Origin of the sequence: Thioalkalivibrio sp. AKL10 (genome assembly GCF_000381845.1) — a bacterium.
Classification (GTDB): Bacteria; Pseudomonadota; Gammaproteobacteria; order Ectothiorhodospirales; family Ectothiorhodospiraceae; genus Thioalkalivibrio; species Thioalkalivibrio versutus.
Genome location: NZ_KB907147.1, coordinates 79,493 through 93,851, shown reverse-complemented (window position 1 = coordinate 93,851; position 14,359 = coordinate 79,493). Strand labels below are relative to the sequence as shown.

Sequence of the window (14,359 nt, the reverse complement as noted above, 5' to 3'; positions counted from 1 at the left end):
CGCACCACCGACCGCGCAACCCCTGCCGCCTGACAGGCCCGGCGCTGACTCAGCCCGTGGTCCTGCGTCAACGCAGTGACCACACGGCGCTTATCGTCCGGGCTCAGAGCTTTTTTGTGATCACGTCCTTCAGGGCCGTGTTCTCCAGGGCCAGCTCGGCATACATCCGTTTGAGCCGGTTGTTCTCGTCCTCCAGCTCCTTCAGCCGTCGGACGTCCGCAGCCTCCATGCCACCGTACTTCGACTTCCACTGGTAGTAGGTCGCCTCAGAGACCCCGATCTCCCGACAGACGTCCTTCACCTTCCGGCCGCCTTCGACCTGCTTCAGCGTCTGAACAATCTGACTCTCCGTAAACCGACTCTTGCGCATCTCGGCCTCCTTTGGCTCTAGTGTGCCCGGAGACCTCCAGTTTTCAATGGACCGAATTTACGGGAAGGCGACAAAGCGACGCCGCACGAACGGTTCTTCGCTGCCAATCTCCAAGACTAAAACGGCCCCTACCGGAAGTTCCTGAAGAATCGTGTTAAAGAGCTGCGCTACGTTTGCTTGGGTCCATGCCTCGTAACGCTGGAATCGTGGTAGCGCGATCTGGCGAGTACGGACACGATTGAACCAGTCAGGCAAGTTTCTATTGTGTGCTTGGATTGCCATAAAATATCGATCCTTCGATTGCATTTCACAGAACGCGAGGGAGGCATCCTCTTGCTCTTTGTCCGCTCGAGCCGAAGCATCGGGATCAGACCTTGGGGTCAGACCTTGCCTTTTGCCCTCTGACGGGCCGGAAGCGCAGGGGCAAAAGGCAAGGTCTGAGCCCAGAGACCCTTTGATCACGCTCTTTTGCTCTAAGCGTGAATTTGCTGAATCAGGCCTCTAGTCGGTCCACAAGCTTAAGACAGTACTCATTGTATGGCTCTTTTTCGATTCCCTTACGAGCGATGTCGCGCGCTCGATCTTGATGCCCGGTATTCAAATAAAGCCAAGCCAAACGTGAACAGTCCGTCGCATCTAGGCTTGCCATTTGCCTTTCCATTTCTTGCGCAACGCGCTCTATCAGCTGACCCACCTCATCTGACCACGACTCCTCCACACCGCGTTCTTTCAACTCGCGAAGCCGGTTATTCATGCGATTCGCAACAATACCAATCGTCTGGGCCGTAGTAGCGGGAAGAAGCGCTATTTCACCAAGTGCATGGATCTCTCCGATTGCATCATTGCTCTCATGACAGAGATCCGCAAGCCAAAACCACGCTTCTTCTCGATTAGTTTTATCCGCACTTTCTAAATAGCGCCGAACATACCCCTTTGTCTTTTCGTGAGATTGATCGTCGAGCTTACCTTCTGCCAGCAACTGAGCAATCCTCAAGTATGCCTTTGGAATGCGGGATCCGAGAAACTCTAGAACCGGGATAAATATCTCTAACGCGTCAGGATTATCGCTTGCTTGACGCGCGGCAACGCTGACAAGGCGGTCGATCCTAGGCATGACACCTTGACGAGAGGACTCCTTGTCGCCCGCCCCAAACTCCATCAATAATTTCCGATCTTGTTCTACCGCTACCTTAAAAGGACTAACCTCTAGTTTGCGGCGACCAAAACTCGCTGCAGCAAGAGGAATCCCAACAAACACCTCCTCCTCCGCTGACGAACAAACTTCTTCTGTCAATGAAAACCGGCGAAGTTCATCCAGTGCGTCTTGGACATCAAACCTTTCATTTCCAGGCCGGAGTGCCACGGCCTCAACAGCAATTGCTGGAACAAATACACGCCAACTAGACAACAGTAAAAATATTCTCTGCGCAGCGGGACTAAGACCCTCATAGGTCCTTTCGAATAGCGCAACCAACAGCTGATTAGCGCCAGCCACGATTCTCTCTGGCTTCACCGCTCGCCCTTCCATCGCTACCTGACCAAGGAGCATCTTCATTACATACGGATGACCGTCCGACTCGTCGATCAGTTCACTTGTGTACTCAGACGAAAGAAGTTCAGCCACCCCCAACCGCCTCGACTCTTGCGTTATTAAGCTCATCGCCTCAGAGTCCGTCATTCCGCCAACTTCGATCGGATAATCACCGTGAAAATCCCTAAACCTCGTGGTGATAAGCACTTTGTTGGGCGGCCGGATGAACGTATCGATCCAGTTAAACACGTCCGCAGGGCTTTCTACGGTTTCAAAGTTGTCCAGCACTAGAAGCGTAGTGCCAGCGGCACCTTCTGAAAGGCTCTCCTCGAAATACTTTTGTGGGTTGAAGGCCTTATCATGCCGCCCCGACGGCTCCAAGAGATCAACTGCTGACTCCGCTATCGCTCCTTTGTTCACGACACTTGGAGTTACCGGCTTTGGTCCCGCATCTAACAAATCCACATCACGGGAACTAAGCCATAGAATTACCTCATAAGGACAGTCCGGAAGGTTTGCCAATTTACCAATAACCGCCAAAGCTAATGATGTTTTACCAATACCACCCGGGCCGGTGAGCGTAATTATTGGATGACGATCGGATTTTAATAGTTCCTCTTTCAGCTGGTATTGAACATCTTCCCGAGGGACATAGCCTCTAGCCGCCTCAGGGAGATTCGTGAAAACACTACCCAATTGATCGAGATGGCTTTTGCCCTCGGTGTGACTAGGGGGAAGCCTACCCGGAGGGGTTGACCATATAGACCCATCTTCCCGATTTATTTCGTTTGTAATGTATGACAATGTTTCGAATTCTTTTGCCTTATAATTCCCATTGGGTAGACAGATATCTGTTAAGCTTGTATTGGTAAACAGTAGAGGCACCTTGACGATTTCCCCTAAACTTATATACACCCCATCGGAGAATACTTCATCTCGCGAGCTCTTTAGATGCTCGAAATCAGCGCACTCACCGAGCAACGCCGACACTCTATATTTTTTAGATAAGTTTCGATGGAGGTGTGCCCAGTCATGCTGGAAAAGTCTGTGATTGTTCCGAAAAAGATCGATCGCCTGCTCAAGCTTCGGGCACACCTCACTACACTGCTCAGTCGTTGTCGCGCCATGCCCCCGTGTTCGGTTCCTTATGGAGGAAAAGAGTTCGAAGGATTGGCGCAAAGCCACTTTGTTGGCTACGCGAGTGTCAAGACCGAAGTGCGCAGCCGCTTCTGATACCAAAGAAACCAACTCATATCGCCAGTCACCAGACTTTACTCGCTCCGTAAGATCGCGGGTGATATGGGTAGACGTCGGGATAAAGAATTGCGCCGCAGGACCGGTCAATGTTGAATTCAATATACGGACCCACTCACCAATTGAATCGCAACGAATTAGATCATACTCGATAGAATATCGATTGCGGTCTGCATCATCACGCAAGCACGCAACCACACCCAATACTGTAAGTTTTGCGAGATACTCAAACTCAAGCGAAAGGGCATAAAAATACGCTATATCGCCCTCTTCTTTGTCAGAGGTCACACGTGATCGGATTTTTTCAAGCAGTGGTCCCGAATTCAATTGGTTTCCCTTTGTCGAAAGATTGGCAACGTCGAAAGGTGTGTCAGTAAGAGCGTGTCTTTTGGATCAAACCTTGCCTTTTGCCCCTGCCGCGACAAAAAAGTCAAAAGGAAAGGCCTGATCCCAACGGCCCCTGCGTTAGTTAGGGATAAACTTCCGGTAATCGGCTAGCGCGCCATAGTTTCCGATGGAGCGCTAACATTTCCTTCAGATGCCACGAAATATAATTGTCGGCCTCAAAAAGCAAACAATGGATCTCATTTTATATCCTTCCAAGGTTCTTATAGAGATATGCTCCGCATTCCAACGACGATGGGCAACATTTCCCCTAGCCGACACGAAATCATTAACACCATCTGGCCCGATTGACCATGCCCCCGAAACATTCTGGACTCCGATATAGTGCAGCCCAAGGACGCCTAGTTGATCACTTTTCGGTGTATTCGACCGCGCCAAATCTTTTTCTAGCGCGGTCTTTTTGGAATACCTTCACCGACCTTCTCAGATTGAGCGCCCAAAAGATCCTGATGGAGGAGAGACTCTACAACATCAAGAGCAAATTCTAGCGTTTCTGGGGGAGGAAAAAATCCTCGGTGTGCTGCAGCATGACCAATGTCCAGTGCTGGCTCGAGCTGCACGACCTGCGCTGCCGACAGGAACCCACTTTCTTGCAATTTATCGAGTTTCTGTCGAAACGTTCCGTTGTCGCCGATCTTTCTTACAATGTACATATCTAGCAATGCCCTGAGACCCATAGCTGAAAGTGCTTGGGCCTTTGCATGTATTGCACTATATACTTCAGTCATAAGGTGTCGCTCACCATCGGTGAGATTTTTATGCCACCTGGGGATCCGCCTGCTCACCAGAGACGGAAACCATGTGTTATTGCACTCTTCTTCTTCGCTCTCACCTCGTTCCATATCTGAGTGCCAGAAACGGCGCCTAAGTGCAATCTGTTCACAGCCCTCACATTCGTAGAGAGTCCAAACTAGCCCTGAAGACGCAATTGCGTGTCCTTTATCATCCAACTGATCACGTGCATCAGTTTCCCTTTCGAACAGAACGGCATGGTTTGTGGAGTGAAGACAACTGCTGCAATGGAGACGCATAGGTTGGGATTCCATTTAGCACTAACGGTGTATTAGACAGAATCGTGGACATTGTCGCTATACAGATTCTGTAAAAAACTGATATGCCCGTCGGGCACCACGAAGGGGGCACTGGCTCTCTTGGCGTGCATGTCATTCGTGGCGAGCGGCTCGGGACCACGAGCGGCGGCTTACCCCCTTTTTCCGAGCAGGGACCCGATTGCCAGCGTCGCGCCGCATGGATGAGAGCAAGGATCATCGGCCGGTCCTCGTCGCGGTCGTTCGTTGCTCGCCCGTCGCGCCGGTCAGCAGGCGCAGGATCAGCAGCGCGAAGTCGCGTTGGCGGTCGGGGTCGTCGAGGACCTGCATGGATAGTTTTTCGTGGTCGGTCATGGCGTCGAGGACGGTGTCGGTGACGCGCTTGGGGAACAGGCCGTGCATCACTTGGTCGGGGCTGTGGTTCTCGACCTGGGCCATTACAGCGTCGTCGCGGCGAATGCGGTCGGCGATGCCGTTGGCGAACTGGAGCTTGTCCGCGTCGCTCACCTCGGCGCCGAACAGTTCGTTGAGCTGGTCGATGATCTCCGAGAGACGTTTCTTCTCCGGGTCGTGGGGTTTGGCGGAGCCCACGTCGGAGATGGGCTTGAGGCCGTCGTAGTCCTCACCCTCTTCGCCGAGGTTCAGTTGGTGCTCGGCGTGCTTGTTGAGGCGGTAGTGGGTCAGTTCCAGTTCGGAGACGTCGATCGCGTCTTCTTCCAAGTTTTGGGTGCCCAGCAGCGGGTGCAGGCCGCGGGCGTATACGCATAGCTGCTCCAGCTCGCGGTCTTCGAAGTCGACGATTTGCGAGAGGAACTCGTAGCTGCGTACGAAGCTCTGGAGGTTCTTGCGGAACAGGTCCAGTTCGTCGCGCGTGGTGTGCGCGTCCTTCAGTTCCTGCTCGGCTCGGTGCAGGCCGGTCTTGTCGCCATTGCGTTCAGCTTCGGCATAGGCGGCCTTCCAGGTCTGGATCTGCTCGAGCACGGCCTTGTAGCGGGTGGTGTAGCGTTCTCGGGCGGGCTGGCAGTAGTAGCTGAGCTGGCTGGCGTTGGCCTTCGGGTTGAAGAATGCGCGGGCGAAGTTCTCGACCTCGTCCCAGTGGTAGATGCCTGAGGCATCCAGGCTGTGCTGCAGGTCGTAGACCACGTTGGGGTCGGAGACGTCGGCGAGCTCGGCCTTGTTGTAGTAGGGGCGGAAGGCTTCGAGGATGTCCTCGGCGTCGTTGAAGAAGTCGAGGACGAACGTGTCCTCCTTGCCCGGGAAGGTGCGGTTCAGGCGCGAGAGCGTCTGCACGCACTCCACGCCGTGGAGCTTCTTGTCCACGTACATGGCGCAGAGCTTGGGCTGGTCGAACCCGGTCTGGAACTTGTTGGCCACGATCATCACGTTGTATTCGGCGGTTTTGAACGCGTCGGCCAGATCGCGCCCCTTCAGGCCCGGGTTCAACAGCGAGCTGTGCTCGGACACCTCCTCGGGGATCACCTCGTCCGGCAACACGGAGCCGGAGAACGCGACCAGCGCGTGCACGTCGCCATAGCCCTTGTCCTGGGTGTACTCGCGCATCGCCAGCGCGTAGCGCACCGCCTCCTGGCGGCTGCCGGTCACCACCATCGCCTTGGCCTGGCCGTCGAGTAGGTGGCGCACGTTGGCGCGGAAGTGCTCGACGATCACCTCGACCTTCTGGCTAATGTTGTAGGGGTGCAGCCGCACCCAGCGGGCGATCTTGGTCGAGGCCTTGCGCGACTCCACCTCTTCGTCATCGCCATGCGGGTGGGCCAGCTTCCAGGCGGTCGAGTAGGTGGTGTAGTTCTTCAGCACGTCGAGGATGAAGCCTTCCTCGATCGCCTGGCGCATGGAGTACAGGTGGAACGGCTCGGGCTTGTTGTCGGCCGAGGCCGGCAGGTCCGGATCCGGTGGACGCCCGAACAGCTCCAGGGTCTTCGCCTTGGGCGTCGCGGTGAAGGCGTAGTAGCTGATGCGCTCGGTCGGCTTGCGTGAGGCGACGGCGGCATCCATCAGCTCTTCGGCGCTGATCTCTTCACCCTCCGGCTTGTCGGTGCCCAGGATGGCCTTCAGCTTGGTGGCGGAGGAGCCGGTCTGCGAGGAATGCGCCTCGTCGGCGATCACCGCGTAGCGCCCGGTGGCCAGCTCCGGGCGCTTGTCCAGCGCATCGAACAGCGCCGGGAAGGTCTGGATGGTCACGATGATGATGCGGGTCTGCTCGGCCAGCGCCTCGGCCAGTTGCTCCGACTTGCTCTGGTTACCGACATCGCGGGTGATGGGCCGCACCACCCCGTGCGCGTGCTCGAACTGGTAGATGGTGTCCTGGAGCTGGCTATCCAGCACCGTGCGGTCGGTGACGACCACCACGGAGTTGAACAGCTTCTGGCCGCTCTCGTCGTACAGCGAAGCGAGCTGGTGCGCCATCCAGGCGATGGAGTTGGACTTGCCGGAGCCCGCGCTGTGCTGGATCAGGTAGCGTTGGCCGGCGCCTTCCTCCCGCGTGGCGTTGATCAACTGGTTCACTACATCCCACTGGTGGAAGCGCGGGAAGATCAGGGTCTCCTTCTTGCTGCGCTTGCCGTGGAAGTCCTCGACCGTCTTCTGCTCCAGATGCAGGAAGCGGCCAAGCACCTTGAGCCAGGCATCGGGCTGGAAGACCTGCTGCCACAGGTAGCCGGTCGCGTAGCTGTCCGGGTTCGGCGGTGCGGGGTTGCCGGCGCCGCCGTCCTCGGTGCCCTGGTTGAAGGGCAGGAAGAAGGTGTCCTTGCCAGCCAGGTGGGTCGCCATCGCCACCTCGTGCTGGCTGACCGCGAAGTGCACCAACGCCCCGCGCTTGGGGGTAAGCAGCGGCTCGGGCTTGCGGGTGACCGGGTCCCTCAGCGGGCGGTCGCGCCGGTACTGGCGCTTGGCGTTCTCGACCGACTGCTTGAACTCGCTCTTCAGCTCCAGCGTGGCAGTGGGGATGCCGTTGACGAACAGGACCAAGTCCAACCGCGGGTTGTACTCCCCGCTGTGCGCATGCGGCGAGTACGAGACCTCCGGCACCACGCGCAGACGGTTGGCGCCGTAGCGGGCCTGGGACTCGGGGTTCATACCGTGGTCGGGCTTGAAGCTGCACAGATCCAGCTTCACGCCGGGCGTCTTGATGCCGTGACGCAACACGTCCAGCGTGCCGCCGCGCTCCAGCTCGCGGGTAACCGCCCGCACCAGGGCCCGTTGCGGGTCCTGCGGGTTCTTGGCGGCGAACTTCTCCCAGCGCTCCGGCCAGGCCTCCTGCAGATAGCCGACCAGGTCCTCGGTGTACAGCGCATGGGCGGCGTCATAGCCGCTGGCCGGACCGGTCAGCCAGCCGTCGGTAGTCATCGCCCCGACGATGTCGCGTTGAAACTGAGCTTCTCTATTATCCGCCAAACGCCATCCTCTGTTTCTTCTCTGGTTCCGACTTTGGTCTGCAGATTGCCGCGACGCCTTACGGTTTCAATCACCGTATAACTAGGAATTCCGGTACGGTAATATATAACGCCATGCGGCCCCTACTAAACAGCCGCCCGCGGCAACCACCGCCAATTCTGTTTTCATGCTAACCAAAGCGTTCTTTGACATACTCCACAAGCTTCGGGCCTTCCAACTTGTCTGTCGCCGGATTGGTTCGAACGAAAAACTCTCTCTGATCCAACCAACACGCTTTTGGAGATGCATCACAGTCCACCACAAGAACCGATTTACCATCGACACGAACCACCCTCTGATTGATCGATGGATAGAACTGCTCACCAACCCTGCTCTTAAGTCCGTTCTTAAAGTGAAGCATAAATTTATCGATACTTCCTTTGTGGAACTTATGCACCTCTTCGTCTATTCCGGCAACGACGCCCGAATCATTAACTCCAACCAGCAACGCCCCACCTTTTGTGTTCAAAAACGCTGCGATCGTCTTAAACACCAGATCCTCAATATACCTCTCTCGCGACCCCTTTCGCACATCCACAGAAAGGGACTCCTTAAACTCAACCGTCGCCGACTCTCCTTCACGCGTTAAATTCTTAACCCTGTCGGAGTCTGTCAATCCACCAATCAACTCCAACATACCATCCAGCTGATCAGCTACAATCGTTGAATTCTTGGGGTTGACCGCAAGCTCTTTCTTCAACTCCTCTATCTCGACCATCAGCGAATCCAGCTTCTTGTGTGCCCATACAATTTCTTCCTGCTCCGCAAAACTTGGAACAGCGATCGCGATCTGAAAAATATCCGCTTTGTTGATTCTTTGAATCACAGCGCCCCGCGTCACGGAACGAAGAGTCAGCAAACCCAAATCAGATCGGAAAAACGCAACCAAATACTCTTTCTTTACTGATTCCGGGAGCGTAATCTGGATGACATTATGATGTTTTACGCCCACATCTTCGAGCTTATCCCAAACCTTCAGAGAACCCACCAACTGAATGTAGATGGAGTTATTCGCCTCGAGAAAGGAATCGCCACTCTTAACTGTATTAAGCGATTTAGCGATCTCGCCAAGTTTTTTCGTTTTAAATTCCTTGTACTGAGTCGAAAGGCGATTCAGCTGAACCTTGGCTTTCACGCTTTCAAACCCATCGAATTCTTTGCCGTCTAGTTGGACTCCCTCCGAAAAGGACCCGCCATGCTTACCATCAAGAAAGGCGGTAGCAACCCTTCCGGCTTGCTCTTCATCCTTCAATTCAGCAACAAAAAGACCGTTCCGACGCTCTTGGCTGATGGCAACCAGAACGGGTCTAATGTTTGTTGTTTTTAGCAGCCCTGGCGGAATATTGAAAACACCGTTTAAATGGAAGCCACGATTTCCGAGAAGCTCTAGGAAGCGAGGACCTTCTGGCACACCAAAGGCAGGTGGCTCAACCAGCGCTATGCAGTGTCCCGACACATCGAGGAAGTCGAGCGCGGTCCAGAGGTCGATCCAGTTTCTTCGGACTTTTACGGATGGTTGATCGGGGGCGAGAGGGCTTTTCCCCATGCCTAGCGGGAGATCCAGGACAATAAGGTCGTAACGTTCGCCCTGGTCTATTTGGCCCGACCAATCAGACCCTTTCATAGTCGCCGTCGAGAGGGAAAGCTCCAGGTTCGACGGATGCGCTGCACTCACGAGAAGAGTTCTCTGAGCATGCAAGGTGTTCCGCATTCCATCGAGAAAAGTCTTTACAATTTCAGCCGCGCGCATAGATTTGTCCTGTTTGCATAGGGCAGATTTGAAGCCACTTTCTCAGTCATTAGACTCAGATGCACAGCGCTTTGTCCGAGCGAACTGATCGTGGTTTCCACACCCGACGCATGGCCAGCTAGGCTCCTTTTGCTCGAGGGTCCGCAGCTTCAGCCACCAACTGTTCCTGCCATTCGCCGTAGGTCTGGCCCGTGTCCTCCCGCTTCCATTCGGTACGCCCGCTAGCTGAACGGCCAATCACCACCGCTGCCGCTGCACTGGGGCTGGGGAAGGCGTAGTCCCGGGAGAACCGCCGCTGGCCACCCTCATCTTCGACCAGCACACCATTTTCCAAAAGTTGCTGGTAAAGGCGCTGATAGTTATGTCCCGGGGCAGTCCACTCCGCCCGGGCCAGGGACCCCTCCAGCACAAAAAATTCGCCATCAAGCTCCTGTCCGTACGCGGTGATACCGAATTTCGGGAAGGTCAGGCGGAATTGAGGCGATTCCCCCGCCTCGGAGAAGCCATCACGCATTTCCTCCACCGCGTCCCGGGAGGGCGGTAGTCGGCTGGCGTCGCGCAGGAACTCGAAGCCGAGCACCGGCAGCACGGTGCGGATCTGTTCGAGGAAGAAGGCCATGTCGGCCTGGTCGGCCTCGGGCAGGCCGATGTAGTCGTGGCGGGTGCCGTTGATCAGGGTGCAGCGGCCCACGCGGTGGGCCTGCTGGATCAGCAGGCTCTCCAGGACCTTTACGTGCGCCTTGGTCAGGTTCTGGTCCTTGCTGGTGATCAGGCAGACCTTCTCCCAGAAGTCCTTGCCGCCCTGATCCTCGGTGCGGTTGTGCTGCTTGAGCCGCTTACCGACATCATCCGACTCGCCGATATACACCTGCGGGCGCACGCTGTTCTCGGCATCCGGCCCCACCAGAAAGTAGACACCGGTGCGACCACACTCCGGGCGCTGCACCAGCTCGCTCAGCTTACCGCGCGGCCCGGTGAGCACATGCCCCGTCCAGTTCATAATCTCCGCCGTCAGCAGCCCGTGCGGCGTGCCGTCGACCAGAAACAGGCGGATGCTGCGGCCCTGGGTCATGCCGCACCGCCTTGCGCCGAATACCCGGCCGACTCCTCGGCGACCATCGCCAGCTCCGACTCTTCCGCCTCGGCCCCGGCCGACCAGCCGCATACGTCGATCTTGCCGGTGACAGCGGCAGAGATGAGCGCCGAGCGTCTTTCCTGCAGGAGCGCCATCGCTCCCTCCGTCTCGTCCATCAACCCATCAATCTGGACCAAAGCGTCGGATAACCGACCGAGAATTTCCCGCTGCTCTTTGATCGGGGGAATCGGAACTGGACATGCCATGACATTGCGCGACGAAATGGATGCGAGGTTCGTGCTTTGCTTTGAGTAAAGGTAAAAGTATGACCTAGCAGAATCACTCCGCGTGAACATCGAGAGCCACGTCGCAGACAGGTGTCTGTTTGGTCGTATTGCGAAAACGTGATTCTGGTGCAAGCAGCCCTCAATTGCCCCCTGCCAAACCGCGCCACGGCCCAACTTGTCGCTATCCCCCCCTTCGTTCATCAACACGTCGCCTTCCCGTAGCTCATAACGGCTTACCTCAGACAATCCGACGGCGACATCATGAACCACAGAGAGATTGAAGTGCCCATCCTGAACATTTGCGACACGAAGGTAAGGGCGCGAGACCACTGGTTCATCCAGCCCATATTTCTTTCCCTTGGCAAGACCGCCCTGGATAGTCGCGTACCAACGTAACGCGGCGACTGTCCAATGCGCCGGCACCTCGCCCAGCCATTCGACGCCGGAGTCCTTCATGGGCACGTTGGGGTCGAGGCCCTTGGTGACGGCGTGGGAGATCACCGCCTGCCGCTTCTCCTTCAGCAGCTCGATCAGCCGCCGCTGCTCCTCGATAAGCTTATCGATTTTCGCGGTCTGGTGGCCGAGGAAGGAGGTAATCTCTAACTGTTCCGCGAGCGGAGGAACCGGAACCCCAATGCTTACCAAGTCGGAAGCATTTATCGCCGGATAGCTCACTCCGACTGAGCGCGAAATGACCTCCGATATAAAGCCCTCCGCGCGCAGCGCATAACCGAGGAGGCCGGATCGGAGCTCTGTGGAACCAGGGCGGATCACGGCGAAGCCAGTGGACCCAATAAGGTTTGCCGGCGGTTGTATGACAGGCGCGATCGCTCGGAGATATGTCCGAACGGTGGATATCAGAACGTCGCCATGCCTCAACACCCTTCTCGCCCGCGACGGGGCTGAGGCGAACGTATGCACCGACCATCCGACAACACCACGGTGCTCGTCGACGTCCGAGATCTCGACATACTTAATCTCGAAATTGTCCGGGGTGCTCTCCGCCAAAACATCGTCGTTGTAAGTCGCGACATGTTTGAGCGGCTTCACCTCCCAATGGGCCGGGACCTCGCCCAGCCACTCGACACCGGAGTCCTTGTACTCGGGATACTTCGGGAAACTCACGCCGACAGCTCCTCGATCATCTGCTTGATGCGGGTGGTGACGGCCTTCAGGTCGGCGTCGATCTCTTCCAGCGGGCGTGGGGGCTGGAACACGTAGAAGTGGCGGTTGAAGGGGATCTCGAAGCCGACGATGCCGATCTCGCCGTCCTGTTCGTCGCGTTTATCCTGATCGATCCAGGCGTCCGGGACGTGTGGTTTCACCTCGCGCTCGAAATAGTCGAACACGTCCTCGCCCAGCGGGACGTTCTCGGTATCGCGCAGGTCGCTGTCGGACTCCAGGTTGCCCTTATTGTCGGTGCAAATGTCCGCTTCCGGGTCGCGCTCGCTCAGTGCGTTCCAGATGGACTTAAGGGCCGGCGCGCCCAGCTTGATGCCGAGATCCTTCAGCTCGGCCTTCAGATCTTTCAGGAAGGCCTCGCGGTTGGTGTAGACGCGTTCGGGGTCCAGCCGCTCGCAGGCGGCCTGCACACCCAGGCGGGTGGTCTCGTCCAGCTTCTGGATCGGCTTCTCGGCCAGCATGCGTTCGATGCGCTCGGGGCTGGCCTGGAAGTTCAGGCGCAGCGGGCGCTCGACGGTGATGCGGCGGTAGCCGAAGGCCTCGTTGGGGAAGAACTTGCTCTGGTCGCTCTCCTCCAGGCTGCCGTAGGTGCGCACGATCGCGTCGATGTTGGCGTCGTCGATGTACTGGCGCTTGGAGCCCAGCGACTTGCGCATCTTGGCGTAACGATCGGTGGCGTCGATGAGCTGCACCCGGCCACGGCGTTCGGCCGGCTTGTTGTTGTTCAGCACCCAGATGTAGGTGGCGATGCCGGTGTTGTAGAACATGTCCGTCGGCAGGCCGATGATGGCCTCCACCATGTCGTGCTGCAGCAGGTAGCGCCGGATCTCCGACTCGCCGCTGCCGGCGGAGCCGGTGAACAGCGGCGAGCCGTTGAGGATGATGCCGATGCGCGAGCCGCCCTTGCGCGGGTCGCGCATCTTGCTGACCAGGTGCAGCAGGAACAGCAGCGAGCCGTCGGACACGCGCGGCAGGCCGGGGCCGAAGCGGCCGTTGAAGCCCTTGTGGTTGTGCTCGTCGGTGACCTGCTTCTGGACCTTCTTCCACTCCACCCCGAACGGCGGATTGGCGAGCATGAAATCGGCCTGCAGCTCGTCGAGCTGGTCGTCGGAGAGGGTGTTGCCGAGCTTGATGTTCTCGACGTCCTGGCCCTTCACCAGCATGTCCGCCTTGCAGATGGCGTAGGACTCGGGGTTCAGCTCCTGCCCGTGCAGGGACACGGTCACGTCCTGGCTGATCTGCTGGACGTATTCGTCGCTCTCGGACAGGAAGCCGCCGGTACCGCACGTCGGGTCGTACACGGTGACGATACTGTGCGGCTTAAGCTTGTGCTCCTGTCCGGTGAGCACCAGCGAGGTGGTCAGGTGCACGATGTCGCGCGGGGTGAAGTGCTCCCCCGCCGTCTCGTTGGAGCTCTCCGCGAACTTGCGGATCAGCTCCTCGAAGATCAGGCCCATGCCGAAGTTGGTGATGCGCGCCGGGCGCAGATCGATGGCGGCGAAGCGCTGCACCACCTGATACAGCAGGTTGTTGGACGCGAGCTGCTCGACGAAATCCTCAAAATGGAAGTGGTCGAAGATCTCGCGCGCATGCGTGCTGAAGGACTCGATGTAGCTCATCAGGTCCACGGCCGTCTGCGTGTCTGACAGACTGCCCAGCGATAGCGGCGAGGTGTTGAAGAATGGCTGATCGACCTGCCGCAGCAGTATCTGCTCACGGACTGTGTCGGGCTTGTTCTGGTGCTCCCTGGCCACGGCCAGCACGTCGTCCTTGGTCGGCTCCAGCACGCACTCCAGCCGGCGCAACAACGTGAACGGCAGGATCACCCGCCCGTACTGCGACTGCTTGAAGTCCCCCCGCAGCAGATCCGCCACCGACCAGATCCACGCCGCCGTCTCCGAATGATTCTCCGTATTCAACTACCGCTCTCCCTCAATGAACTCGATATGCGGCTTACCCCCAGCCACAATCCCCACGCGATTGTTGCAGCAATGAGCGCTCAGCGC

General features: G+C 57.4%; 7 protein-coding genes and 1 pseudogene. All 8 read right to left on the bottom strand.

Features of this window, described 5'->3' with window-relative positions:
• Positions 1-370: pseudogene (locus tag G333_RS0114110) on the bottom strand (transposase); the annotation flags it as partial.
• A gap of 493 nt (positions 371-863) precedes the next feature.
• On the bottom strand, positions 864-3,482 hold the full coding sequence (locus G333_RS15125) for an NB-ARC domain-containing protein (RefSeq protein ID WP_026340977.1): 2,619 nt from the start codon (positions 3,480-3,482) through the stop codon (positions 864-866).
• A gap of 464 nt (positions 3,483-3,946) precedes the next feature.
• The gene (locus tag G333_RS15205) at positions 3,947-4,288 is read right to left on the bottom strand and encodes a DUF4145 domain-containing protein (RefSeq protein ID WP_196800525.1); all 342 of its coding nucleotides are present in this window, start codon (positions 4,286-4,288) and stop codon (positions 3,947-3,949) included.
• Positions 4,289-4,825: 537 nt separating this feature from the next.
• Positions 4,826-8,020, bottom strand: a complete 3,195-nt coding sequence (locus tag G333_RS0114095; RefSeq protein ID WP_026340976.1) for a type I restriction endonuclease subunit R — start codon at positions 8,018-8,020, stop codon at positions 4,826-4,828.
• Positions 8,021-8,189: 169 nt separating this feature from the next.
• Positions 8,190-9,809, bottom strand: coding sequence for an ATP-binding protein (locus G333_RS0114090; RefSeq protein WP_081624550.1), 1,620 nt, complete (start codon positions 9,807-9,809; stop codon positions 8,190-8,192).
• 118 nt (positions 9,810-9,927) lie between these two features.
• A complete protein-coding gene (locus G333_RS0114085) occupies positions 9,928-10,881 on the bottom strand; it encodes a GIY-YIG nuclease family protein (protein ID WP_019628747.1) in 954 nt (317 codons plus the stop codon).
• Positions 10,878-12,296 carry a restriction endonuclease subunit S gene (locus tag G333_RS0114080; protein WP_019628746.1) on the bottom strand — a complete coding sequence of 473 codons (1,419 nt, stop codon included), beginning with the start codon at positions 12,294-12,296 and terminating at the stop codon, positions 10,878-10,880. The genes G333_RS0114085 and G333_RS0114080 overlap by 4 nt, the downstream gene beginning before the upstream one ends.
• Entirely contained in the window at positions 12,293-14,272 is a 1,980-nt protein-coding gene (locus G333_RS0114075; RefSeq protein WP_019628745.1) for a class I SAM-dependent DNA methyltransferase, read from the bottom strand. Before G333_RS0114075 ends, G333_RS0114080 begins: the two co-directional genes overlap by 4 nt.
• Positions 14,273-14,359 lie beyond the last annotated feature (87 nt).